This window comes from Helicobacter felistomachi (genome assembly GCF_030296895.1).
GTDB classification, from domain to species: Bacteria; Campylobacterota; Campylobacteria; order Campylobacterales; family Helicobacteraceae; genus Helicobacter; species Helicobacter felistomachi.
The window spans coordinates 1,490,390-1,512,154 of sequence record NZ_AP028022.1 but is presented as its reverse complement, the minus strand read 5'-3'; the positions used below and the strand labels follow the sequence as shown (position 1 = coordinate 1,512,154).

The following is a 21,765-nucleotide window of genomic DNA, read 5'->3' as shown; positions in this document are numbered from 1 at the left end:
CTAGAAGGTGTTTAGGCTCTCCATCATGGAAGGGTGGGTGTAGATCATGTCTTTAAGGGTAGAAAAGCTCAAATTTTGGTTCATGGCGAGGCTAAAGAGGTTGATGTACTCGTAAGAGAGGGGGCAGTGCAAACTCGCGCCCAAAATGCGCTCTGTGTGTTCTTCAACCAAGACTTGTAATAGTCCTGTGGTGTCTTCTAGAATGCGCGCCCCGGGAATGGCCGCTGTGTTGAGGCTGTATGTACGCACAGCTTCGTCTTTAATTTCACTTGCCCGCAAACCCACATGGCTGTAGGGGGTTTCAATGTAAAGCACTTCGGGCAACACATCGCGGTTCTTGGTGGAACGCCTTTTGCGCCGTAAAGGTGGTCGTAAACGATGCGGTAGTCGTCTAAACTGGCGTAAGTGGTGAGCATTGCACCACCTTTGACATCGCCGATGGCGTAAATGTTGCCTTCATCTTCGGGGTTTGCCACTAAAAATTCGTTGGTTAAAATTTCTTGTTGTGCGCCCAGTTCAATGCCCGCCCGCTCAAGTTGTAAAGAGGTGGTGTTAGGTGCACGCCCTATGGCGAGTAAAATTGCATCGGCTTTTAGGGTTTTTTCTTGGTTGTCTTGGGTGTAGTGGATGCAATCGCCCTCAATTGCTTTTAGATCGGCACCACAGAGGATTTTAATCCCCTTTTGACTCAAGGATTCGTAAATGCTTTCTCTAAACACGGGGTCTTCTTTAGGTAAAAAGGTTGTCCCGCGCACGAGCACGCTCACTTCGGTGGCGTGTTTGCCAGAGGTGCGCCCAAACAAATTAAACATGCTGGCAAATTCTAAACCGATATAACCCCCCCCTACAACGACTAAATGCGCAGGCAAGGTGTTTAACTGCATCAAAGAGGTGCTGTCGTAAATTTGGTTTGAGTGGATAGGTACCTTAGGGGTGATGGGGATTGAGCCTGTATTGATGACAATATGATTTGCGCTGATTTCTTGGCAACTGTCGTCGTGGTAGAGCATTAAGGTGTGGTTGTCCTTAAAGCTTGCTGTGCCGTCAATCACTTGCACCTTAGCGTCTAGCAGGGCTTCGTAATTCTTTTGGCGCAAAAGGACTACCATTTTATTTTTGGCTTCTATGGCTTCTTTATAGCCAGCCGCCCCCTTTTTGTGGGTAGCTAAATGCAAAAGGGCTTTAGAGGGGATGCACCCGATGTTGATGCAAGTGCCCCCGTACATCTCTTTGCTAGCTTCAATGAGAGCAACTTTTTTGCCTAGCTTTGCAGCCGCAGCGGCTAGAGTCTTGCCCCCCTTGCCAAATCCGATCACAACCAAATCATACGCAAATTGCATCAAAGATCCTTTGTTTTTATAATGCTAGCATGCTTGTTATAACCGCTAGGTTTTCGCTCGTCCTATTTCTATATTATTAAAAACCCTTAAATTGTAATATCTAGCGCATGTGGGTCTACAAGCTGCTCGAGCTCTTCGGTGTTTTCCACCGCCCGCTCTAGCTCGCTGTCGCTGTAGTAATGTCCCTGGTAGCAATGTTCTTTATCCTTGTCCCTTTGGCAACGGGCATCGGCGTTTTCTTGGGGGAGACTTTGCTCTTGTGACTCCTGATCTTGTTTGGGAGACTTGTTGGGGGTCTCTTCTTTGTCGGGACTGACGGCTTTGTTTTCTTCAAGGGCGCGGGTGGCTTCCACTTTTTGTAGGCGTTCTAAAAAGACTTGCTGGTCGATTTGGGAGATTTTAGGCAAAGCGTTTTGGTTGACAATGGAGCTGTAAGGGGCGTTCTGGTTGATGTAGGTTAAATTACCGGGGATGGATACGGGCATGCAAACTCCTTTAACTAGGTCAAGCCTAGTTTGGCTAACGCCTAGCTTTATATCGGCAGTTTGCTTTAGCGGTGGACTTTGCGTAAAATAAAGTTGAGTAAATCATAGCTGTCTAGAGACACGGTGAAGTAGACTTGATAAGAGGATTGCGTGGTGTGGTAGTCGCTCATGGTGTTGTAGACAAACTGGGTTTTGATGCTGGCAAAGGAGCTTCTAAATTCGTAGTAAATGTCAAGGCGGTTGTAAAGCGGGGCTTGGAAAAAGGCGACTCCGCGGTAAATGGGTGTGGGGCAATAATTTTTAAAAGCCATGCAAATGTTGTCTATGTAGGTGTTGTTGTAAATACGCTCATAGGCATTCTGTCCATGTTTGCTTGCAAAAAAGAGATCGCTGATCCCAAAACCCTTGAATTGCATGTTGGCTTGGGCAAAAAAACCATTACTCACCCTAAAATTGCTACTCATCCCCATTTTACGCAACCGCTCCAAACTCGCAAGCACCCCTAGAGAAAAATCTAATTTATCCATGAAGGGGACAGCGTTTAATAAGTCACTCTTGGCGTAGGCTTGGTAGTAGAGGCGATCGAGCAAGTAGTGTTCACCGTAGGAAATGTTGCCTGAAGTGTTGGGCCAGTTGAGTAAAAATTGATCTTCCACATGGAAGTACTCAGCATTACCCCCTAAGATCAAAAACCCCTTTAAGGTCTTCAACTCGCTATAGCCCATAAAACTAAAGCGGTCCATGCCATTGCCTAAAGCATTGTGCCCAAATTTGCAGGTGTAGCAGTTGCCTCCAAACCAATCGAGCATAAACTCGGCTTCTAGGTGGGTGGATTTGTAAGGATTTGTGGGAGGGCGGTATTGCAATAAAAAACCCCGTGCATTGGGGTCTATAAACCAGTAATAAGGCGTAAAGACATTTAAGGGGTAGTGTCCGTTGAGGTATTTTCTAGGGAAAATCCCCCCATAGAAGTTAAAAGAATGTCCCCTTGCTTGGTAATAAAGTGTCGGTCCCCATTTGGAGGGGAAGTTCATTTGGTAAGTGTGGATGTTTTGGAAAAAGAATGCCCCCACCATGAGCTTTTGCTCCACGCCCTTTGTGTTGAAGGCAAAACCAAATTCGGGGGTCAGGCGGGTGTTAAGTGTGGTATTGGTGTTAGGCCAATAAGTTGTGGAACCCTCGTGATCCATGATGAAGAGGTTGAAACCTAAATTGTAGCGCAAATGCTGGGCGAGAGTGGAGGCGGACAGATGTAAAAAACACAGATAAAAAAACCAAAGAAAACGGAATTTAAGGGAGGGCATAGCAATCCTTTAAGCCGATAAAAGACACATTATACTATAATGATTGACTTTATTATTAGAAAGGAGAAAGAGATGTTCCACGAATATAGGGAAGAAATCAAGGAGCTCAGCAACAAAAATCCCCACTTCCATAAGATTTTTGAGGAACACAACGCCCTGGATGATGAGATCACCACTTTGGAGGCGCACAACACCGATGAACTCAAAGTCGCCGCTCTTAAAAAGAAAAAGTTGCATTTGAAAGACCAAATCTACCGCATGATCCAAGAACACAAGGGCACAAACTAGCTAGAGATTCTTTAGGATTTTGTAGGCTTCCATCACTTCCAAAAAGCGTTGCTTGCGGATGCTGTGGTGGGGCTTTTTGGAGGGGGCGGTGTCTGGGTGGTAGAGTTTGGCTAACTCCAAGTAGCGGTGCTTGATCTCTTCTTTGGAATGCATCACCCCCAGGCCTAGCGTACGCAAGGCTTTTAAAATCAATTCTTCTTGTTTCGTTAGAAAAAGCTTTTGTGTGGGGTAGATGAATTGTATGTAAGCGTACCTGAAGTGCGGATTTTTCAGAGACATGAGCACCTGTAAAGCGTCCAAATGGGCGTGGGTTTCGTGCAAGAAATCCCTTTTATTGCTCTTGTCCTTGAAGGGGGTTTCAAGCAAAATAAAGGGAGCAAACAAGCTGTGTAAAAACTCCCGAGCCAAAAAATGGGTGTAGTAAAATACCAATCTAGAGTGCATATAAATGGCTTGAATCTCCACCTTTGGCACGAGGGCCAAGAGGGGTTTAGTCCTGATTTTAGGGGTGTAACTCTCTTTAAACACCACAGGCAAGTGGGCGTTGCTTAAAATTTTTTCTAGCAAGAGATTAAACATCTCGGGGGAGTTAAAGGGGTGTAGGGCATATTTGGCGTAAAGCAGACGGTTTAACAGATAGGCCTTTTTGAGGCTAGTCTTTTCAAGCAAGATCAAGGTGTGCTTGAATTTGACATGCTCGGGGAAGTGTTTTTTTAGATATAGGCTTGTTTTGGCGTATAAAGAAGGATCTAGGCACACTTCAATGAACTGGTTGGCAATGGGGCTTTTTTGCGGGGTGGGGAGGGTTTTGGTGGCTTTGGTTTTGATTTGCATGGCGTATTATAACATATTTTTTGATGATGTTTTCGTGAAATGTCCCCCGCCTGATCTCATAACGCACCACAAACGCCACCACAATCAAGGCTAAAAATTGTGAAAGCGGGTAGGCGACCCAAATCCCCCTAAGTCCGTAAAAATGGCTCAAAACCGGTAACAAGAGCGCGATGAACACAATCGTTTCGCAAATGGTGATGAGAAACGAGCTCTTGGTGCGCTGTATGGACTGAAAAAAGATCGCAGAAAAGAGGTTGATCCCTAAGAAAATATGCCCAAAATAATAAATATCCATGGCATGTTTGCTATCCGCCAAAAAAGCGGGGTCTTCTAAGAGGCGTTTTTGATCCACATACAACTTAAGGAGATAGCTATCAAAAAAGTAGAACATAATATAAAGCACCACGCCCACACACAAAGCCACCTTAAGCCCAAAGTTAAAGCTCGCGCGCACGCGATCTAAGCACCCCGCCCCATAGCTAAAGCTTGCAATCGGCTGTATCCCCTGCCCTATGGAAAGCAGAGTCGTCCAAAACACGATCCCATTGTACATAATAATGGCGTAAATCGACACCCCCCGCTCGCCCACGGTGCGCATGATCGTCCAGTTAAAAAGCAACATCACCACAGCGGCACTAAGCTCGGACACGCTTTGGGGCACGCCGCTTTTGGCTGAAGAAATCACACTCGCCCAGTTGAAACGGCGCACAAAATATAATTGCCCCTTTTTCAAAAGAAAATGCGAAAATAAGACAAAGAACCCCACCGCATGCCCTAGCACCGTAGCGATCGCGCTCCCGTGTATGCCCACTTCAAAGACATAGAGCAAGAGGTAATTAAACAGAACGTTCGTAAGAGAGCCGATCAACATGGCAACCATCGCCAAAATGGGGCGTTTGTCATTCACCACAAAGACATCAGCTAGGGGGTGCAAAACCATAAAAACCGCCCCCATCAAAATCACCTTAAGATAAATGGACACCATCGGCAAGAGCAAATCCGAGCTGCCTAGCATTTTGGCGATACGATCGCTAAAAGGCACAAGCACCCAGCTAATGACAACAATGCTGATCGCAACAAAATAAAAGACCGAACTAAAAACCAAGCGGGCACATTTAATGTGGTTTTTGCCTAAGAAATACGAGGCGATCGAGGCTGCCCCTAAACCAAAGAGCAACTCATAGGCAATCAAAGTGGGGAAGATGGGCCAACACACCCCAATCGCGGCTAGGGCATTCTTACCCAGCTTGTTGCCCACAAACATGCCATCGATCATGGAGTAAGTGGAGAGCGAAATCATAGAAAAGGCGAGGGGGATAAAATAGTAGAAAAAAAGCCTAGGAATCGGCGTGGTCTTTAGATCAACAGCCACACGCCCCCCCTTGTGCGCTCCCTAACGTTTAGAGAATTGTGGGCTGCGGCGCGCCTTGCGTTTGCCATATTTTTTCCGCTCCACCACGCGAGAATCCCTGGTTAAAAGCCCTTTGGGTTTTAAAATCGCCCTAAAGGCACTGTCGTAGAGATTCAAGGCTTTAGAAATGCCATGCCTTAGGGCTTCGGCTTGTGCGCTGTAACCACCCCCAAAGACCACCGCCTTCACACTCACCAAGCCTTCTTGTTTGGTGAGCACCAAGGGTTGCATGACTTTCATTTTAATGGACTCATGCCCGCCTAGCCACGTGTTTAAGTCCATGCCATTGATGTCTAATTGCCCGTCCCCATGCGTGAGCCAAACCTTGGCAATCGCACTTTTTCTTTTGCCTGTGGCGTAAATTTTTGTCATCTACTTAATCCTTCTTGCCCACTTGAGCTGTGTGGGGGTGTTTTTCATCTTTATAGACTTTCAGCTTTTTAATCATCGCGCGCCCGAGCTTCGTCTTAGGCAACATGCCCCGCACCGCGAGATAAAAGAGCTTTTCGGGAGTTTTTTCTAGCATTTCTTCTAGGGTTTTGCTCTTGGTGCTGCCAAAATAGCCCGAGTGGGTGAAGTATTCTTTATCTTTAAGCTTATTTAAGCTTGAAAACTTCACATGGCTGGCGTTGACAACCACCACAAAATCCCCACAATCCACATTAGGGGTGAAGTAGGGGCGGTGTTTGCCCCTGAGCAAAGTCGCTGCCCGTGTAACCAAACGCCCAAAAACCTGATCTTTTGCATCCAGCACGACCCAATCGCGCTTGATGTCTGTAACTTTCATTGATTGCGTAGTATTCATACATTTCCTTTTTAAGAAACGGCTATTCTAGCGCAAAAAGCTGATATTTTGCTTAATTTAAGCGAGATTAAAGTTGTGCCACCGCCCAAGTGAAACATGGTAGTTTCTGTGCCCTGATTTGGCTTTTTTCCACAAGACATGTCCATTAATGCCGTGCTGATCATAGATGCTTAAGACTTCCCCCAAAAAGGCGACTAGCTCCAGCTCTCCCGCCTCTTGTGCGCTCTCTAAAAAGCATCGAAACATCTTTTTACCCGTTTCGGTCTGATTAAAATTCTTTTTTAAGAAATTGTGTTTAGCACAGAGAGTCTATCCGTTTTCTAAAGTGGCTTTGCCCCCTAAGTCTTTGGGCTTGATGTGATCGACATGCAACTCCACCCCCTCTTTTTCTCCAGCTCCACAGATCACGCATTTATAGCCACCTCGTTTTAGGATTTGCTTTTTTAAAGCCGGGCTAAAATCCTCTAAATTTGAGGGTCGTGACGATACACGCCCTTAGAAACTTTGATGAGTTTGCCCTGTTGGTGCAATGAGCGAATCCCTCTATCCGAATCCCTAAACACCTTTCACTTCTCTTAAAAACCGCTCTTTGGCTAGGGCACAATAGGTTTTATCTAGCTCTAAACTCACAAAGGCGCGTTTATTAGGTGGGCTTTGGCATGGTTGTCCCGCTCCCCCTAAGGGGTCGCAAATGGTGTTGCCCACAAAGGAAAAGAGTTTGAGGCAACGACGGGGCAATTCTCTAGGGAAGGGGCGGGGTGTCCTATGCGCTTTTTAGACTCCCCGTTAAAGCTCCAAATCCCATTGGTCCAAGCCATAAATTCCTCTTTAGAAATGTCGCTCTCCCCCTGTGTGCCTTGCGCCATGTCCGTTTATACAAAATGACGATGAGCTCGACTAGGGCGATGACATAGGGGGCGGGGGCACTAAGCCAGCTGCCCCACGCCGTGCGTCTAGAAATATTGCCCTCATTCCAAACAATGGTGCTGTGATAAAGTCAGCCCACTTTTTTAGCCAAAGTGATCAAATCCGCCCCCACGCTCTGTCGCCCGCCCTTGTTTTTATCTAGGGGGATATTCAAGCACAGCCTCCCACTATCCTTAGCCCACAAATAGGCGTTTTGTAGCTATGTAGTGCTGAAGTCCAAATATTCCAAATAACTTTGGCCATCCTCATTGGCGTTGTAGGCAATGCCGACATTGTAGGGCGGGGAGGTGATGGTGCAATCGAGACTCTCTTTTTCTAAAGCCATAGGGTCTAGGGCACTGGCGTGGTGTAAAGAGATGTTGTTATGGGTGAAATAAAGGCTCATAGGCTGTTTAAAAAGGCTTCTACCTGTGTTTGCAGGTGTTTTAAATCCTTGGAGTTGTCTAAGATATAGGGGCTTAGGGTGCGCTTAAGCTCAATGTCTATTTGGGCGTTTAGGCGTGCTAGGATTTGTGCTTGGCTCAAGTTATCCCTTTGAGCGACTCTTTGTATCTGCACCTCTCTTGGAGCATAGACTAAGATGATTTGCGCAATGCCATAACTCTTTTGCCCCTCGATCTCAAAATACAGCGGAATGTCTAAAAAATAGGGTTTCTTAGCGGTTTCAAGGGCGTGGGCTTGTTGCAATAAATCTAGGCGGATTTTAGGGTGTAAAAACGCCTCAAGGGTTGCCCTTTTAGCCGGGTCGCCAAAGACAAGTGTCCCTAGTTTTTTACGTACAATTTGCCCGTTTTGGCTAATGCCCTCACCAAAGATTTTAATCAACTCTGCCGCGTGTTTTTCTAATAAGGCGTGTGCGCTCTTATCGGCATCTAAAATAGAGTAGCCATGCAGCTTAAGTAGGTTGGCTGCCGTGCTCTTGCCCGTGCCAATCCCCCCGGTGAGCACAAAAGCGTTTTTTAGGCTCAATTTTTAAACAGCCCTAAATGGTCTTGGTGTAAGCGTTGGGGCTGAGCGAAAGCAGCGGTGTGGATTTCCTCGTTGTAGTGGCGTAAACCCTCGAGCATATCCACCCTTTGCAAGATTAAATCTGCTAAGGGGTGGGCTGCTTTAGACGCAAAGAGATAGTGCATGCTAAGGGGGGCATAGGGGCTAGAAAAGGGCATCAGCACGCTAAAATGGGGGGCAAGCTCTTGCACGCTTTGTTTAAAGGCTTGTGGCTCTAAAAGCGGACTGGGGGTGGTGGCAATTAAAATCCCCTCAGTCCCTAGCATGCGCTGCAGGCCATCAATTTGGTGGGCGTTTGGCGTGTTTAAAGAGAAAATCAAATCATATTTTTTCACCTCTAAATCTAGGATTTTGGGGTATTGCTTAAAGTGTGGGTGGGTTTGTAAAACGGATAAGTGGGGCAAGAAGTCTTTTAAACCCTCCAGCAAAGCCCCCTCTTCTTGCACGAAATCCACTTTTAGGTTTTCATGGCGTAACAGTTCAAAGGCGATTTCTGTGTTAAAACCCCCTAAGATCAACGCCTCTTGTGGCTTAGGGTGCGTGCAAGCGGCGATGTGGGCTAAAAGCTCGGCCTCTAAATGGGGGAAGTCTTGCAAGAGTAGGCCCCCTTGTTGCCCCGTGATTTGGGCGATTTGCCCCATTTTTGAACTGTAAAGCGTAACGCCACACGCCACGCCCTCTAGAGTTTTTATCAACTGAAAACCAAACATTAGAATTCCTTGCGGGGGTCGTGTGCGCCATACATCATATGGCTTTTGGGGTTGATGACGATTGCATTGACATCGCCCATCACGGGTTTGACCACAATGTGATAGCCCATTTTTTCTAGGTTCTCTTGCACGTCTTTTACCATGCCAAAAGGTTCTGTGCGGATTTCATCGGGCAGCCATTGCATGTGAAAGCGTGGCGCGCTCACAGCCTGCGCAATGTCCATTTTGTGGTCGATCACATTGCTGATGACTTCTAGCACCGTGGTGATGATGCGCGCCCCCCCGGGGCTGCCCACCACCATAAAGACCTTATTGTTTTTAAGCACGATGGTGGGCGACATGGAGCTTAAGGGGCGCTTGTTGGGTTCAATGGCGTTGGCTTCCCCGCCCACAAGCCCGTAAAGGTTGGGTGTGCCCGGTTTTATGGAGAAGTCGTCCATTTCATCGTTGAGCAAAAAGCCCGCTCCATTGACAGCAGCCGCGCTGCCGTAGTAGTTGTTGATGGTGTAGGTGATGCTCACAGCATTGCCCCATTTATCGGCAACAGAATAGTGCGTGGTGTTCTTGCCCTCGTGCAACTGCCCTAACCCGGGGTTGATTTGGCTGCTTGGGGTGGCTTTGTCGGGCTGGATATGTGCGTAAATCTCTTTGGCGTAGGCCTTGCTGGTGAGTTTTTCTAGGGGGATGGTGATGAAGTCTGGATCGCCCATATACACGGAGCGGTCAGCATAAGCTTGGCGCATCGCCTCGGCCATGATGTGGATGGTTTTGCTAGAGCCAAAGCCCAAATTGTGGATATTGGCATTTTCCATGGTGTTTAAAATCTCGATCACATGCGCCCCACCTGAGCTGGGTGGCCCCATTGAGATGATTTTATAGCCCCTGTAAGTGCCGACCACAGGTTTACGCCAAACGACATTATAGCTGGCTAAGTCTTTCTTGGTGATGATCCCCCCATTTTTGCGCATGTCTTCCACGATCAAATCCGCGATTTTGCCCTTATAAAAGGCACTAGGGCCTTGGTTTTTGATGAGAGTTAAGGTTTTGGCTAGGTCTTTTTGCACAAACAAATCCCCTTCTTGATAAGCCACCATGCCCCTTCTTAAAAAGTATTTGCGACTGCTTGCATATTTGGCAAAGCGGGGTTTGGCATCCAACATCGTTTCGCCTTGTCTTTGGGTGAGTCTAAAGCCGTGTTGGGCTAAATCGATGGCAGGTTGGATTAAAGTTGCAAGTTTGCGTGTACCGTATTTGTCTAAGAGTGCGCTAAGACCGGCCACGGTGCCGGGCACCCCGGCGGCCAAGTAGCCGTCTGTACTCAAATTAGGGATGACTTTGCCCTTTTTATCCAAATACATGTTTTTCGTGGCCTTTAGGGGGGCCTTTTCCCTAAAGTCTAGGGTAACATTCTCCCCATTGGCTAAATGCACCACGGCAAACCCGCCCCCGCCCAAATTGCCCGAAGACGGATGCACTACAGCTAAAGCATAACCAATAGCCACCGCTGCATCGATGGCGTTGCCTCCCTCATCTAACACTTTCTGCGCTACTTTGTCGGCCAAAGCATGGCTAGAGAGAGCCAATGCCCGGCCCTTAATGGGCGGGTAGGATGCTCCAAAAACCAAACTCACATTGACAACAACCATTGCGCATAAACGCATCAATACATGCACATTTGCCTCCAAAAATTAAAATAAATCTTGCATTCTAGCATGGATTACTTGAGCCAAGCCCTCATGCAAATTAGGCTATAATGTTGCATTCACTTTAAAGGATGCCCTTTGAGTCTTGCGCTGAAATACCGTCCCAAACACTTTAACGAGTTGGTGGGGCAAGAGAGTGTCGCCAAAACCTTGAGCCTTGCTCTAGAGAGTGGCCGTTTAGCGCACGCCTATTTGTTTAGCGGGCTTAGGGGCAGCGGCAAAACGAGCAGTGCGCGCATTTTTGCAAGGGCACTGCAGTGTGAAAAAGGCATTACAAGCGCGCCCTGCGATGCCTGCCCTTCATGTGTAGAGAGTTTGCAAGGATCGCATTTAGACACCATCGAAATGGACGGCGCGTCTAATCGGCGGATTGAAGATGTGCGCGGAATCATCGAACAGAGCAAGTACAAGCCTTCTTTGGGGAGGTTTAAAATTTTCATCATCGACGAAGTCCATATGCTGACGAAGGAAGCCTTTAACGCCTTGTTAAAAACTTTAGAAGAACCCCCCGCCCATGTCAAATTCATTTTAGCCACCACAGACCCCTTTAAACTCCCGGCCACAATCCTAAGCCGCACGCAACAGTTCCACTTTAAAAAAATCCCGCCTAAGGCGGTTGTGGCGCATTTAAAGTTTATCTTTGAAAAAGAAGGTGTCAGTTTTGAAGAGCCCGCCTTAGAAATGCTGGCTAGAAGTGGAGGGGGGAGTTTACGCGACACCTTGACCTTAGCCGAGCAAGCCATCAGCTATGGCGATCAGAGCGTGAGTGCCCTAGCCACAAGCCAAATGTTAGGGCTTGTAGATAGCAGAGTTTTAGAAGAGTTTTTTAACGCCCTAGTGGCTGGCGCAAGCGTGGAAAACTTTTTACACACCCTAACCGAGTACGATACCGCTATGGTGCTAGAAGAAATGGCGCGCTTTTTAAGGGATGCCATGTTTAGCCAAAAGCTGCCCATAAGCGTGCTTGAGCCTTTCATGAACGCCATCGCACAGGCGCAACCCTTGTTGAACTATGGGGCAGATGGAGACTTTGTGCTCGCTTTAAGCACACTTAAAATGCAAGCGCATTTGCAGCAGTCCGTCCAAAGCACCACATCTAAACCCACCCCCGCCACGCAAGCTGCACCCCAAGCCACACAGCCCCCCCATCAAGCCCCCACGCCACAGCCACAACAAGCCGCCCTAGACTCCCAAGTCCAACCAAAAGAATTATTCCAGCAATTCATTGCCAAGATTGAAAGTGCTAATGCCGAACTAGGCAGGGTGTTTAGGAAGGTTTTGGCGTTTCAGTCTTTTGACAATGGGGTTTTATTGCTACACTCTAGTGCTGATGAGAGCGCAAATGTGCTTTTGCGCCAACATTATAAGGCCTTGATTGTGCCATGTTTAAAAGAAGTCTTTGGAGCGCATGCCCGCATAGAAACCGATAAATCAAAGCCCAGGCCCTTAGAGCAGTTTAAAGAAAACAACCCGTCCTTAATGCGGGCCATGCAAGACAAGCTCGGTACGACCGATGGCAAGGTGGAGGATTGCTAAAATGCTAGACATGCATGCCACCCTCGCCCAAATCCCCCAAGTGGTGCAAGCCGTGCAAGCGCATTTAAGCACGCATAGTCTGATTTTCTTGCAAGGGGATTTAGGCAGCGGGAAAACCACTTTCGTGCAACACTTTTGCCAAGAGTTAAACGCCCCCCCCGCCACTTCGCCCACTTTTAGCCTGCTACATATTTACAAGACCCCCAAGATTTGTATTTACCACTATGATTTTTACCTAAAGGGCTTTGAAGAGCTGCACGCTTTAGGGGTGTTGGAGAACTTAGAGCGACCGGGGGTGCACTTCATCGAGTGGGGGGATTGTCATTTGCTCTCATGGCTTAAATCCTGTGGCTTCAGCCCTCTAGTCTTGAGCCTTGAGCGGGGTCATGAAACTTGCCATTATCGGCTGCAACATGGATAAACTCAAAGCCGAAAACCTCAGCAAACAAATCAAAAAGACAAAAATCGTACACGATGTATCGCTAGAGGTGGAGAGTGGGCAGGTGGTGGGCTTGCTTGGGCCTAATGGGGCAGGCAAAACCACGACCTTTTATATGATTTGTGGGCTCTTGCAACCCAGTGGGGGCAGGGTGTATTTAAACGATATTGATTTGTCTAGCTACCCTTTGCACCAACGCTCCAACATGGGGATTGGCTATCTGCCCCAAGAGTCGAGCATTTTTAAGGATTTGAGCGTGCAGGACAATTTAATGCTCGCCGCCCAAACGACTTTTAAGAGCAATAAGGAAGCGTTAGAGCGCATTGAAGAGATGTTAAACGCCTTTAATATCCAAGCCATTAGAGAGCGCAAGGGCATGTCTTTAAGCGGAGGGGAGCGCAGAAGGGTGGAGATTGCGAGGGCGTTGGTGAAAAACCCCAAATTCATTTTGCTAGACGAGCCCTTTGCCGGAGTCGATCCCATCGCCGTTTTAGACATACAAAAAATCATAGAGCATTTGGTGGAGATGAATATCGGGGTGCTGATCACCGACCACAATGTGCGCGAAACTTTGAGTGTGTGCCACAGGGCGTATGTGATTAAAAGCGGGACTTTGCTCGCTAGCGGGAGTGCGGCGCAAATTTACGACAACCCTTTGGTGCGTAAATATTACTTAGGGGAGAATTTTAAGGCTTAAAATGCTGCGTGCCCGCCCCAATCTCAAAAACAAACTCTCGGCGACCTTGAAAAGTTGGCTGCCTATTTTACAAAGCGACCCTTTGGAGATTGAAGAAACCTTGTTAAATTGCGCCAAAGATAACCCCTTTGTGCGGGTGCAAAGTGGCATGCGCACAGACTTTAGCTCCCAAAAATTTTATAAACCGCCCAAAAACGCTCTAGGCGATCAGATCGAACGCCTAAGTGTGCGTCCCAAAACCTTGCACCAAACTTTAAGCGAGCAACTCTTACCCCCTCTATTCCCCACAGAAATCTCTCTTAAAATCGCCGCCGACATTATAGATAATTTAAGTCCGGAGGGGTATTTTGAAGGCGACACACAAACGCAAGCTTTAGACTTGGGAGTGGAAGCTAGCGATTATGAAAAAGTGCGCCAACGCTTTGCTTATTTAGACCCCCCGGGTGTGGGAGCGCGCGATCTCTTGGAGAGTTTTACTTTTCAGCTAGCCCAGCACGAAGAACTAGACACACCCACCTATGAGCTGTGCGCCAAAATTCTCAAAGATTTAGAGCAGCACCAAAAACACCGCCACAACCCCCTATACTCCAAAGCCATGCAAGTCATCACCTCCTTTAAAAACCCCCCGCCTTAGATTTTGCCGAGAGTCTGCCCCCCATCATCCCGGATATTTTGGTGTTTGAAGAGGATGGGGACATTAGCGTGCAGCTCAATGAGGGCTATTACCCGAAAGTCGTGCTGGAGCAAGACAAGATCGTTGCAGACAATGGGTATTTAAAGGAGAAATTAAGAGAAGCTAGGGACTTGGTGGATGCCCTGCAAATGCGCCATCAGACTATCCAAAAAATCGGGTTAATGCTCGTGGAGTACCAGTACGATTTTTTCAAGGGCGGGGCGATTAAACCCATGCGTTTAGTGGACCTTGCCGAAGAGTTTGGCTATGCAGCTAGCACCATTTCACGAGCGATCTCTAACAAGTATCTAGCATGCAATCGGGGAGTGTTTGCGATCAAAAGCTTTTTTACCACCGCTTTAGAGGGCGATGTGTCCAACGCCGCCATTAAAGAGTTCTTGCTAGAGCTCATCAGCAAGGAGGACAAACAGCACCCCATGAGCGATTTAAAGATTTTGGAGCTCGTGGAAAAGCAATTTGGGCTTAAAATGGTGCGCCGCACCATCACCAAATACCGCAAACTCTTAAACATCGCCAGCTCCACAGAGCGCAAAAAACTCTATGGCATGGCGTTGGATTTAACATAGCATGCTAGAATCACCACCTGCAAAAGGAGTTGCATGTCCGCTGAATTGGGTTTGAATTTGAGTGATGCCGCCTTGTTGGAGTTGTTTAACGCCTACAATGGATGTGGCAAAAGGCAGGCAGTGGGGCTTGCGAGCGTGCGCTTTTGCCCCCACAGTGTGCAAGACTACTTGAGGGCGTTTAGCTTGTATAAACAAATTGTGCTCGGGCATTGCCGCAACGGACAGGTGTTCCACCGCCTAGCCCAAATGTATGAAAAGGGACAGGGCGTGGCTAAGGACATGCAAAAAGCCTTGTCTTGCTATCAAGGCGTGGTGCAGGTGGGGGTGAAGACGCAGTGGATTTACATCCACGCCTTGACGAAACTCATTGCGGCATATGAGATGGGCGATGGCGTGGATCAAGACACACAAAAAGCCCTGCACTACCAAAGCAAGTTGAGCGAGGCGAAGTTGGAGGTTACCAAGTCCTATTTGCGCCTTTATCTTAAAAAGCCCAACCCTAGAGCAAAACGCAGACTCTCTTTTTAATTAATTTGAAACAAGGATGCCCATGCTAGAGGATTTATCCCATTTGTCTTTGCACCTGAGTGATGACGCTTTATTGGATTTGTTTAACCAATACAATGGGGAATTGTGCGGCGCGCCCCACATGGTGCAAGACTACCTAAATGCCTTTGAGCACTTTTGCAAAATCGCCCGCAAAGAAAACGACTTCGGCTACGAGTTTTATGCTCTAGGCAAGATGTACGAGCTAGGGCGCGGCGTGGCGCAAGACACTGAAAAAGCAAAGGGGCTCTACACAGAGGCGATCAAACACTACCAAACCTATGAAGATGGTGCACCTGAAAACAAGCACACCCAAGCTATACAAGACTTAGAGCAATGGCTTTAAATATCTAGCCCAAACCCGGAGTCGGAGTCTCTGTCGCTATGGCGTAGGGGGCGTTCGGTGAATTTATCGGCATGGTGCGTGCGCCCACAGCCGAGTTTGTGGTGATCGTGGCGGTGTTTTTGTGTGTTTAGCGCATCTTGGCAACGCCTAGAATAAGTCTTTTGGACTTCTTTTTTCTCGCGGTTTACAGTTGCCACAAACGCCCCATCCACAAGGGGCATATTCACCTCAATGGGGTCGTCTGACAATTTTTGCAAAACTGCAGGTTTGGGGGAAGTTTTAATGTCGGGTAAAATGGTGATGCTCGCCCCAAATTTAGCCACAAGTTGTTGGAACTCTTGTAGGTCTTCGTGTTTCAATTGTCGTATTAGCAAATCCATGAGATACTCCTTCTAGTAGAATGTCCCATTTTAGGATACTAAAACTAATCGATGGTAATTTTAGTCTAAAGTTTTAGACCAAGCGGGCGTGGTGTTTCTCCACCAAAAACACGGGGTTGTAACCCATTTTGGCTTGGCGTAAGCCCTCAATGCCTAAGTCTTCTTCTCTATTCACATGCACACAGTCAGCAAAGGCGTGTGTTAAGAGTTGCTGGTTGATCATTTGGTAAGCCCCCCGCACACTCGGGTCTGCTTTTTCAATGTGAATCAGTGCCATATCGGGGTTGATTTTCTCCCCAAAACTCATCGCCACAATGCGCCCCTCAATTTTAATCACCCCTCCTAGCAAGGGCAGCTTTTCGTAAATGTCTAGGGTGTTTAAAATCCCTAGATATTCGTGCTCTAGTCCTAAATCCTGTGGGTCGTCTAGCTTGTGCCACTCTTTGAGGGAAAGTTTCAGATCGGAGATATTTAGCCGACTAATGGGCTCGTAGGTGTAGTGGGGGTAAGCTTTTAAAAAGGCATTTAAGTGGTTTTTCTTCTTATGGAATTTCTTACCGCTTAGAGCGATGAGCTCGGCTACACTATAAACATAGTCAAAGCGATCCCTCTTAGCTTCAAAGCTAAAGGCATTGGGGTAAAACCGCTCCAACTCGTCCTTATGCGTGCTTTGCAAGGCGCGAAACTCTAAAACTTCCTTTTGTGCCCTAGTGTGGCTCATGAGTTGCTCGAGCACCGCTTTTTTATCCCCTGAGCCTATGGGGTAAAAATAAAAGGGGGACTCGTTAGGGTAGGCGGTTTTGATCACCACACAACCCTCCACAAAGGCTAGGCTAATCTCTCTAGCGTTTTGCCACAGATACAAGTTTGTAAAACTGACATCGCCCACGATAAAATTGTCTGCCTTTAGGGCGGAATCTAGGGCGTTTCTTTGCGCCAAATGAAGGGGGCTAAACTCCACATGCTCTCCGTGTGTTGGAATAAGTGCCTAAAACGACAGGTTGCAAATGGGCAGGCAGTTCTAGTGCCATATCTACTTCTAGCAAGCAGCCAAATTTTGTAGCAGCAAAATAGGGGTTCATGGAAGAGTTTAGCAGAGTCTGCACTTCTTGCGCCTGTGCGGGCTCAAACCACAATGCCTTGCGTGTGGGGTTGGTTTGTGCCAAAAAGCCAAAACGCCCAATGAGTAAACACCACGCCCTCCCGATTTTAAAGCTATGCGCGATTTCTAAATCCTGTCTAGCGACATGGCCCACTAACACCTTTAGCCCTTCAGCATAGGCGCAGGTTTTGCGCACTTCTAAGAGCCCATAATCCACGCCCTTAAGCAAGATAGAATCAAAGAGTTTTAGGGGGTTAAAAAGGTTTAATTTAAACTTCTGCCCCAAAAGCCTTCTTGCCGTGTTTGTGCTGCCACTCACCCCCACTTTTTCAGGGTCAATAAGCCCCCTAGACACACCCAAAATCTCAGTATAAACACTCTCCAAACGCCCCCCCACTTTGGCAAAAATCTCGGCTTCTCTTAGGGGATTATAGACGCTAAGCCCTATTTGGTGCTTGTCCTTGGCAATTTGTGTGCTTAAGGCAAAGCGTTCGTTTAAGAGTTTAACTAGGCTTTGGTCGATTTGGTCTATTTGTACCCGTTTAGACGCAATGCCCTCCCCCTTTAAATGCCCCATTTCATGCTTAATCAAGTCAAAAAAGTCCTCTCGCTCTCTAAGCGTGCGGATCGCACCACCTTCAAATCCTAGCTCTAAGAGATTGGGGCGGCTGTTGTAGTGGCTTGCCATGCTCGCCCCATACGCCCCCACTTTTTCAAAGACAAGTAAATCCCCTCGCTCTAGCTTTGGCAAATGAACGCCCTTTACAAAGCAATCTGCGCTCTCACAAATAGGTCCGACCAAATCGTAAGCCACCGGTGCGGTGTCTTTGGGGGTCAGTAGGCGCACGGGATGGGTGGCTTGGTAAAGGGCGGGGCGCATGAAGTCGTTCATGCCCACATCCACAATGGCAAAGTGTTTGTGGGCGTTGGACTTCGTGTATTGCACCTTGGTAACCAACACCCCATGCTCTGCTACAATGCGCCGCCCCGGCTCGCAAATGATGGTTAAATCTAACCCTTTTGTGGCTTTAAAAAGGGCGGTGGCGTAGCTCTGTAAGGCGATGGGTTCTTGTGTGGGATGATAAGCCACGCCTAGCCCTCCACCCACATCAAAGAACTTAAGCTCCACCCCACTCGCGATTAAAAAGCGGGCAAAGCTTGCCATTTTTTCAAAGGCTTGTTCTAGAGGAGCAAGTTGCAAGAGTTGCGAGCCTATGTGAAAATGCAAGGCGATGGGGTCTAAATGGGCGGATTGCTTGGCAAACATAAACATTTGCACCGCCTCTTTTTCTTCCACCCCAAATTTATTCTCCCACAGCCCGGTAGAGATATAAGGGTGCGTGGCGGGGTCAATGTTGGGGTTGACTCTGACACTAATGCGGGCTTTGGTGTTGTGCTCTTTTGCGATCTGCTCTATGAGCCTTAGCTCCTCAAAGGACTCCACATTTAAAAACAAGATCCCCTGCTCTAGGGCCTCTTGAATCTCACTCTCAAGTTTACCCACCCCGCTAAAAATGATTTTATAAGGCGCAATGCCGGCTAAGAGCGCACGGTGGACTTCATAGATCGACACGCAATCTGCCCCCGCCCCCGCCTTGGCTAAAACCTCCAAGAGAGCTAGATTAGAATTGGCCTTAAGAGCGTAGCAAATGAGCGATTTGTGCCCCCTAAAGACTTCTTTAAAGTCTAAGAAAGCCCCCCTAATGCCGTCTAAATCGTAGAGATAAAAAGGGGTCCTATCCGCCAAAGCGGCGATTTGTGCGGGGTCTAACACTAAGAGATTTTTCTTGCCGCCAGTGCTTTTAGGGCGTGGGCTTCGCCGACTTCAAAGGCTTTTTTATTCAATTCTACCACCTTAGCAGGGACTTTAGAAACCATGGTTTTTAGCACCTGCTCTTTATCCACACAGCCCGTCAACACCACTGTAACCGCCAAAGCCACCACCGATTGCGTAACGATATTGCCGACTTCCTCTTTAGCAATGGTGATGATAGGGAGTTTATAAAGCTGAAACTTCGCCTCGTCCTCGGGTGTGGGTTGGACTAAATTAGGGTCCACCACCACGACCCCCCCCTCTTTGACATCGTTTTTAAAGAGTTGGTAGCTGCTTTGTGCCACAGAGAGCATAAAATCAATCTCACCTTCTTTGGCGTAGGGGTAGATGATTTCATGAGGGCTTAAGATAATATCCACTTTTGTGGGCCCGCCCCTCACTTGGCTTGTGTAAGAAGAGGTTTTCGTGCCAAAGCCCCCGGCGGCGATCTGTGCCTCGGCCAAGATTTCGCCCGCCAAAAGCACACCCTGACCGCCCACACCTGTAAATCGTAATTGTGTCTGCATCAATGTCCTTAGGCTTTTTTGCTTGGGCTTTATCAATCACGCCCTGATACGCTTGGCAATACTCCACTTTAGAAGTGTCTTGTTTCAACACGCCCGTGGGGAATTTGCCCACCCGCTCTTCAGGGGTCATCTCTTCATACTTGCGGCGGCTCACTAGGCGCGACTCGATCCATTTTAAAGTTTGCGCTGCTTCGCCCATTTTGTTCTTGCGTCCCAAGTTGATGTGGCAGTTGCTGTGCACATCCACAAAGCTAAAGCCCTTGTGGCTAAAGGCATCGGCAAGGGTGCGCTCTAATTTTTTAGGCTCTAGCACGCTCTCACGCCCCACAAAACTTGCCCCCGCTGCCATCGCAATTTCGCAGGGGTCAAAGCTGTTGTCAATGTTGCCGGTTTGGGCGGTGACGGTCCACATGCCATTGGGGGTGGTGGGGGAGGTTTGCGAATTTGTGAGGCCGTAGATAAAGTTATCCACCAACACCAAGTTTAAATCAATGTTGCGCCTGCACGCATGGATGGTGTGGTTGCCCCCGATGGCAAAGCTATCTCCATCACCGGACACCACAATGACATGCTTATTTGGGTTAGCCATTTTAATGCCCGTGGCGTAAGCTAAAGCCCGCCCATGGGTCGTGTGCACGGTGTTGCAATTGACATACGAACTCATGCGCCCACTGCAGCCGATCCCACTCACAAAGCACACATCGTCCATGTCCCAGCCTAGGGTGTCAATGGCGCGGATAATGGATTTTAAAATCACGCCATCCCCACAGCCCCAGCACCACAAAGTGGGGGTTTTATCCACGCGTAAATAAGTGTCGTAATCAAACGCCATCAAAACTCCTTGATTTTAGCCATGATTTGTTTGGGCGAGAAGGGGCGGCCATTGGCCTGCAGCAAGGCGGGAACTTTGCGCCCTAAAATGTGCTCCACTTCTTGCAGATACTGCCCCTTGTTGAGCTCCACCATAAGGATATTTTTAAACTGCTTACCCAGCTCCTCGAGGCGTTTTTTGGGGCTGGGCCACAGGGTTAAAGGCCTAAAGAAGCCCACTTTTTTAGGATAATTTTGGGCCTTTAGCTCTCTTAGGGCTTCTTTGATCGCTAGGGAACTTGAGCCATAAGCAACCACCAATAAATCTGCCCCCTCAATGTCTATCTCTTCATTCAAGCACACCTCATCAAGCCGTGAATCGATTTTATTAAAGAGCCGATCCATCAGCACTCCCGCCACTTTGGGATCTTCACTAGGAAAGCCGATAGGCCCGTGGTGCAAGCCTGTGATGTGGTAGCGGTAGCCCTTAAAGAAGGGGTTTAAAATGGCGGGTTCATCGCTTGCCACGCCATAGGGTTGGTAGTCTTTGGGATCGCCCCCAAACACCCGCCGATTGATGATTTTTAAATCTTGCAAATCGGGTAGGGACACCTTGCCATACATGTGCCCCACGGTTTCATCCAGCAGCAAGAAAACGGGGGTCATCAACTTCTCTGCTAAGTTGAACGCCCGAATCGTCTCCGTGTAGGCTTCCTCTAAACTCCCCGGGGCCAGAGCGACAGATTTAAAATCCCCATGCGTGGGGTGCTTTAAAAAATTGACATCGCCTTGTGCCACCCTTGTGGGCATCCCCGTAGAAGGGCCTGAACGCATCACGTCCACAATCACAAGAGGGGTTTCTGTCATGAAAGCATAGCCCATTTGCTCCACCTTGAGCGAAATCCCCGGCCCTGAGCTAGCTGTCATTGCTTTCACGCCGCTCATGCTTGCCCCTAGTGCCACACAAATGCCCCCGATTTCATCCTCCATTTGGATAAAATGCCCCCCATTTGCCGGCAGCAGCCCGCTCATCGCATGCATGATGTCCGAACTTGGCGTGATGGGATAACCCCCAAAGAAGCGACACCCTGCCTCAATCGCCGCCTTAGCGACCAATTCATTGCCATCTGAAATCACCTCTCTCATTTGCCCCTCCCCTCCTTGATGCTGTCTTCTAAGAGCATGTAATTGTTTGCCCGCACTCTAGCCCCCCTCTCTTCAGCTTCTTTAGACACTTTTGCAAATTTAAATTCCTTTTTTTCTGCGACATAAATGGCAAAATCGGGGCAACCCAGCTCACACTTATAGCACCCGATACAACTCTCAGGGTAAGCCACTTTGGCAACCTTGCCAAGGATATGCGTGGGCTTAAAACCCATCCCTAAAACCCCAGCCGGACACACCGACACACATAAATCGCACCCCTTACAACGGGCTTCATTGACCCAAACAGGCACGCCCTCTGGGGCTTGCATCTTAGCCATTTAATCTCCT

General features: G+C 48.1%; 24 protein-coding genes and 5 pseudogenes. 7 read left to right on the top strand and 22 right to left on the bottom strand.

The genetic code is table 11. The annotated features are described in order from the left end of the window. From QUE23_RS08005 to QUE23_RS07990, 4 genes are all read right to left on the bottom strand, one after another. Positions 1-285 carry an oxidoreductase dimerization domain-containing protein gene (locus tag QUE23_RS08005; RefSeq protein WP_286349446.1) on the bottom strand — a complete coding sequence of 95 codons (285 nt, stop codon included), beginning with the start codon at positions 283-285 and terminating at the stop codon, positions 1-3. After that, positions 198-1,340, bottom strand: coding sequence for an FAD-dependent oxidoreductase (locus QUE23_RS08000; RefSeq protein WP_286348515.1), 1,143 nt, complete (start codon positions 1,338-1,340; stop codon positions 198-200). The genes QUE23_RS08005 and QUE23_RS08000 overlap by 88 nt, the downstream gene beginning before the upstream one ends. Before the next feature lie 86 nt (positions 1,341-1,426). Beyond that, positions 1,427-1,825: a hypothetical protein gene (locus tag QUE23_RS07995; protein ID WP_286348514.1), complete on the bottom strand. Its 399-nt coding sequence runs from the start codon at positions 1,823-1,825 to the stop codon at positions 1,427-1,429. A 65-nt stretch (positions 1,826-1,890) separates the two neighbouring features. Further along, entirely contained in the window at positions 1,891-3,129 is a 1,239-nt protein-coding gene (locus tag QUE23_RS07990) for a hypothetical protein (protein ID WP_286348513.1), read from the bottom strand. A 72-nt stretch (positions 3,130-3,201) separates the two neighbouring features. On the opposite strand from QUE23_RS07990, the gene QUE23_RS07985 reads away from it, so the two are divergent. Next, positions 3,202-3,417: an HP1242/YdcH family protein gene (locus QUE23_RS07985; RefSeq protein ID WP_286349445.1), complete on the top strand. Its 216-nt coding sequence runs from the start codon at positions 3,202-3,204 to the stop codon at positions 3,415-3,417. Here the strand turns inward: QUE23_RS07985 and QUE23_RS07980 are convergent, their stop codons facing one another. The 10 genes and pseudogenes from QUE23_RS07980 to ggt form a co-directional block, all read right to left on the bottom strand. Then, entirely contained in the window at positions 3,418-4,251 is an 834-nt protein-coding gene (locus tag QUE23_RS07980) for a J domain-containing protein (RefSeq protein WP_286348512.1), read from the bottom strand. 37 nt (positions 4,252-4,288) lie between these two features. Continuing rightward, a pseudogene (locus QUE23_RS07975) lies at positions 4,289-5,623 on the bottom strand (MATE family efflux transporter); the annotation flags it as partial. Positions 5,624-5,644: 21 nt separating this feature from the next. Then, complete coding sequence (gene rpsI / locus QUE23_RS07970) at positions 5,645-6,034, bottom strand: 30S ribosomal protein S9 (RefSeq protein ID WP_053941165.1); 390 nt, start codon at positions 6,032-6,034, stop codon at positions 5,645-5,647. Positions 6,035-6,038: 4 nt separating this feature from the next. Further along, complete coding sequence (rplM, locus tag QUE23_RS07965; RefSeq protein ID WP_286348511.1) at positions 6,039-6,467, bottom strand: 50S ribosomal protein L13; 429 nt, start codon at positions 6,465-6,467, stop codon at positions 6,039-6,041. A gap of 57 nt (positions 6,468-6,524) precedes the next feature. Further along, positions 6,525-6,713 (bottom strand): hypothetical protein, encoded by a 189-nt coding sequence (locus QUE23_RS07960; RefSeq protein WP_286348510.1) that lies wholly within the window; start codon positions 6,711-6,713, stop codon positions 6,525-6,527. 63 nt (positions 6,714-6,776) lie between these two features. Next, a complete protein-coding gene (locus QUE23_RS07955) occupies positions 6,777-6,875 on the bottom strand; it encodes an HNH endonuclease (RefSeq protein ID WP_286348509.1) in 99 nt (32 codons plus the stop codon). A 147-nt stretch (positions 6,876-7,022) separates the two neighbouring features. Then, a pseudogene (locus QUE23_RS07950) lies at positions 7,023-7,779 on the bottom strand (DNA-methyltransferase). Continuing rightward, a complete protein-coding gene (gene coaE, locus QUE23_RS07945; protein WP_286348508.1) occupies positions 7,776-8,363 on the bottom strand; it encodes a dephospho-CoA kinase in 588 nt (195 codons plus the stop codon). The pseudogene QUE23_RS07950 and the gene coaE overlap by 4 nt, the downstream one beginning before the upstream one ends. Beyond that, entirely contained in the window at positions 8,360-9,112 is a 753-nt protein-coding gene (locus QUE23_RS07940) for a spermine/spermidine synthase domain-containing protein (protein WP_286348507.1), read from the bottom strand. The genes coaE and QUE23_RS07940 overlap by 4 nt, the downstream gene beginning before the upstream one ends. Continuing rightward, positions 9,112-10,773 (bottom strand): gamma-glutamyltransferase, encoded by a 1,662-nt coding sequence (gene ggt / locus QUE23_RS07935; RefSeq protein WP_286348506.1) that lies wholly within the window; start codon positions 10,771-10,773, stop codon positions 9,112-9,114. Before ggt ends, QUE23_RS07940 begins: the two co-directional genes overlap by 1 nt. Positions 10,774-10,893: 120 nt before the next feature. Here ggt and QUE23_RS07930 point away from each other — a divergent pair, with 120 nt between their 5' ends. The 6 genes and pseudogenes from QUE23_RS07930 (at position 10,894) to QUE23_RS07905 (ending at position 15,639) form a co-directional block, all read left to right on the top strand. Continuing rightward, on the top strand, positions 10,894-12,351 hold the full coding sequence (locus QUE23_RS07930) for a DNA polymerase III subunit gamma/tau (RefSeq protein WP_286348505.1): 1,458 nt from the start codon (positions 10,894-10,896) through the stop codon (positions 12,349-12,351). A 1-nt stretch (position 12,352) separates the two neighbouring features. Further along, positions 12,353-12,772: a tRNA (adenosine(37)-N6)-threonylcarbamoyltransferase complex ATPase subunit type 1 TsaE gene (gene tsaE / locus QUE23_RS07925; protein WP_286348504.1), complete on the top strand. Its 420-nt coding sequence runs from the start codon at positions 12,353-12,355 to the stop codon at positions 12,770-12,772. After that, complete coding sequence (gene lptB, locus QUE23_RS07920; protein ID WP_286349444.1) at positions 12,765-13,487, top strand: LPS export ABC transporter ATP-binding protein; 723 nt, start codon at positions 12,765-12,767, stop codon at positions 13,485-13,487. The genes tsaE and lptB overlap by 8 nt, the downstream gene beginning before the upstream one ends. 1 nt (position 13,488) lies before the next feature. Continuing rightward, positions 13,489-14,747: pseudogene (locus QUE23_RS07915) on the top strand (RNA polymerase factor sigma-54). Positions 14,748-14,780: 33 nt separating this feature from the next. After that, positions 14,781-15,275, top strand: a complete 495-nt coding sequence (locus tag QUE23_RS07910; RefSeq protein WP_285757908.1) for an SEL1-like repeat protein — start codon at positions 14,781-14,783, stop codon at positions 15,273-15,275. Positions 15,276-15,297: 22 nt separating this feature from the next. After that, a complete protein-coding gene (locus QUE23_RS07905) occupies positions 15,298-15,639 on the top strand; it encodes an SEL1-like repeat protein (RefSeq protein WP_286348503.1) in 342 nt (113 codons plus the stop codon). Here QUE23_RS07905 and QUE23_RS07900 read toward each other — a convergent pair. The 8 genes and pseudogenes from QUE23_RS07900 to QUE23_RS07865 all read right to left on the bottom strand — a co-directional run bounded on the left by QUE23_RS07900 (position 15,636) and on the right by QUE23_RS07865 (position 21,755). Further along, entirely contained in the window at positions 15,636-16,019 is a 384-nt protein-coding gene (locus QUE23_RS07900) for a hypothetical protein (protein WP_286348502.1), read from the bottom strand. The genes QUE23_RS07905 and QUE23_RS07900 overlap by 4 nt on opposite strands. Before the next feature lie 73 nt (positions 16,020-16,092). Beyond that, positions 16,093-16,980, bottom strand: a complete 888-nt coding sequence (locus tag QUE23_RS07895) for a DUF2156 domain-containing protein (protein WP_286348501.1) — start codon at positions 16,978-16,980, stop codon at positions 16,093-16,095. Next, on the bottom strand, positions 16,970-17,698 hold the full coding sequence (locus QUE23_RS07890) for a chorismate mutase (RefSeq protein WP_286349443.1): 729 nt from the start codon (positions 17,696-17,698) through the stop codon (positions 16,970-16,972). Before QUE23_RS07890 ends, QUE23_RS07895 begins: the two co-directional genes overlap by 11 nt. Beyond that, positions 17,681-18,877 (bottom strand): annotated as a pseudogene (lysA, locus tag QUE23_RS07885) (diaminopimelate decarboxylase); the annotation flags it as partial. The pseudogene lysA and the gene QUE23_RS07890, both read right to left, overlap by 18 nt. A 17-nt stretch (positions 18,878-18,894) precedes the next feature. After that, on the bottom strand, positions 18,895-19,461 hold the full coding sequence (locus QUE23_RS07880; protein WP_286348500.1) for a 2-oxoacid:acceptor oxidoreductase family protein: 567 nt from the start codon (positions 19,459-19,461) through the stop codon (positions 18,895-18,897). A 13-nt stretch (positions 19,462-19,474) separates the two neighbouring features. After that, a pseudogene (locus QUE23_RS07875) lies at positions 19,475-20,293 on the bottom strand (2-oxoglutarate ferredoxin oxidoreductase subunit beta); the annotation flags it as partial. Next, a complete protein-coding gene (locus QUE23_RS07870; protein ID WP_286348499.1) occupies positions 20,293-21,417 on the bottom strand; it encodes a 2-oxoglutarate synthase subunit alpha in 1,125 nt (374 codons plus the stop codon). The gene QUE23_RS07870 and the pseudogene QUE23_RS07875, both read right to left, overlap by 1 nt. Next, complete coding sequence (locus QUE23_RS07865; protein ID WP_286348498.1) at positions 21,414-21,755, bottom strand: 4Fe-4S binding protein; 342 nt, start codon at positions 21,753-21,755, stop codon at positions 21,414-21,416. The genes QUE23_RS07870 and QUE23_RS07865 overlap by 4 nt, the downstream gene beginning before the upstream one ends. Positions 21,756-21,765 lie beyond the last annotated feature (10 nt).

What these genes read in the sequence shown, in the direction of transcription:
- tsaE (WP_286348504.1), top strand. Translation starts at nt 12,353, where the DNA reads ATGCTAGACATGCATGCCACCCTCGCCCAAATCCCCCAAGTGGTGCAA.
- QUE23_RS08000 (WP_286348515.1), bottom strand. Translation starts at nt 1,340, where the DNA reads ATGCAATTTGCGTATGATTTGGTTGTGATCGGATTTGGCAAGGGGGGC.
- QUE23_RS07960 (WP_286348510.1), bottom strand. Translation starts at nt 6,713, where the DNA reads ATGTTTCGATGCTTTTTAGAGAGCGCACAAGAGGCGGGAGAGCTGGAG.
- rplM (WP_286348511.1), bottom strand. Translation starts at nt 6,467, where the DNA reads ATGAATACTACGCAATCAATGAAAGTTACAGACATCAAGCGCGATTGG.
- QUE23_RS07990 (WP_286348513.1), bottom strand. Translation starts at nt 3,129, where the DNA reads ATGCCCTCCCTTAAATTCCGTTTTCTTTGGTTTTTTTATCTGTGTTTT.
- rpsI (WP_053941165.1), bottom strand. Translation starts at nt 6,034, where the DNA reads ATGACAAAAATTTACGCCACAGGCAAAAGAAAAAGTGCGATTGCCAAG.
- QUE23_RS07890 (WP_286349443.1), bottom strand. Translation starts at nt 17,698, where the DNA reads ATGGGGCATTTAAAGGGGGAGGGCATTGCGTCTAAACGGGTACAAATA.
- QUE23_RS07980 (WP_286348512.1), bottom strand. Translation starts at nt 4,251, where the DNA reads ATGCAAATCAAAACCAAAGCCACCAAAACCCTCCCCACCCCGCAAAAA.
- QUE23_RS07880 (WP_286348500.1), bottom strand. Translation starts at nt 19,461, where the DNA reads ATGCAGACACAATTACGATTTACAGGTGTGGGCGGTCAGGGTGTGCTT.
- QUE23_RS07985 (WP_286349445.1), top strand. Translation starts at nt 3,202, where the DNA reads ATGTTCCACGAATATAGGGAAGAAATCAAGGAGCTCAGCAACAAAAAT.
- QUE23_RS07870 (WP_286348499.1), bottom strand. Translation starts at nt 21,417, where the DNA reads ATGAGAGAGGTGATTTCAGATGGCAATGAATTGGTCGCTAAGGCGGCG.
- QUE23_RS07865 (WP_286348498.1), bottom strand. Translation starts at nt 21,755, where the DNA reads ATGGCTAAGATGCAAGCCCCAGAGGGCGTGCCTGTTTGGGTCAATGAA.
- QUE23_RS07995 (WP_286348514.1), bottom strand. Translation starts at nt 1,825, where the DNA reads ATGCCCGTATCCATCCCCGGTAATTTAACCTACATCAACCAGAACGCC.
- QUE23_RS07905 (WP_286348503.1), top strand. Translation starts at nt 15,298, where the DNA reads ATGCTAGAGGATTTATCCCATTTGTCTTTGCACCTGAGTGATGACGCT.
- QUE23_RS07940 (WP_286348507.1), bottom strand. Translation starts at nt 9,112, where the DNA reads ATGTTTGGTTTTCAGTTGATAAAAACTCTAGAGGGCGTGGCGTGTGGC.
- lptB (WP_286349444.1), top strand. Translation starts at nt 12,765, where the DNA reads ATGGATAAACTCAAAGCCGAAAACCTCAGCAAACAAATCAAAAAGACA.
- ggt (WP_286348506.1), bottom strand. Translation starts at nt 10,773, where the DNA reads ATGCGTTTATGCGCAATGGTTGTTGTCAATGTGAGTTTGGTTTTTGGA.
- QUE23_RS07900 (WP_286348502.1), bottom strand. Translation starts at nt 16,019, where the DNA reads ATGGATTTGCTAATACGACAATTGAAACACGAAGACCTACAAGAGTTC.
- QUE23_RS07910 (WP_285757908.1), top strand. Translation starts at nt 14,781, where the DNA reads ATGTCCGCTGAATTGGGTTTGAATTTGAGTGATGCCGCCTTGTTGGAG.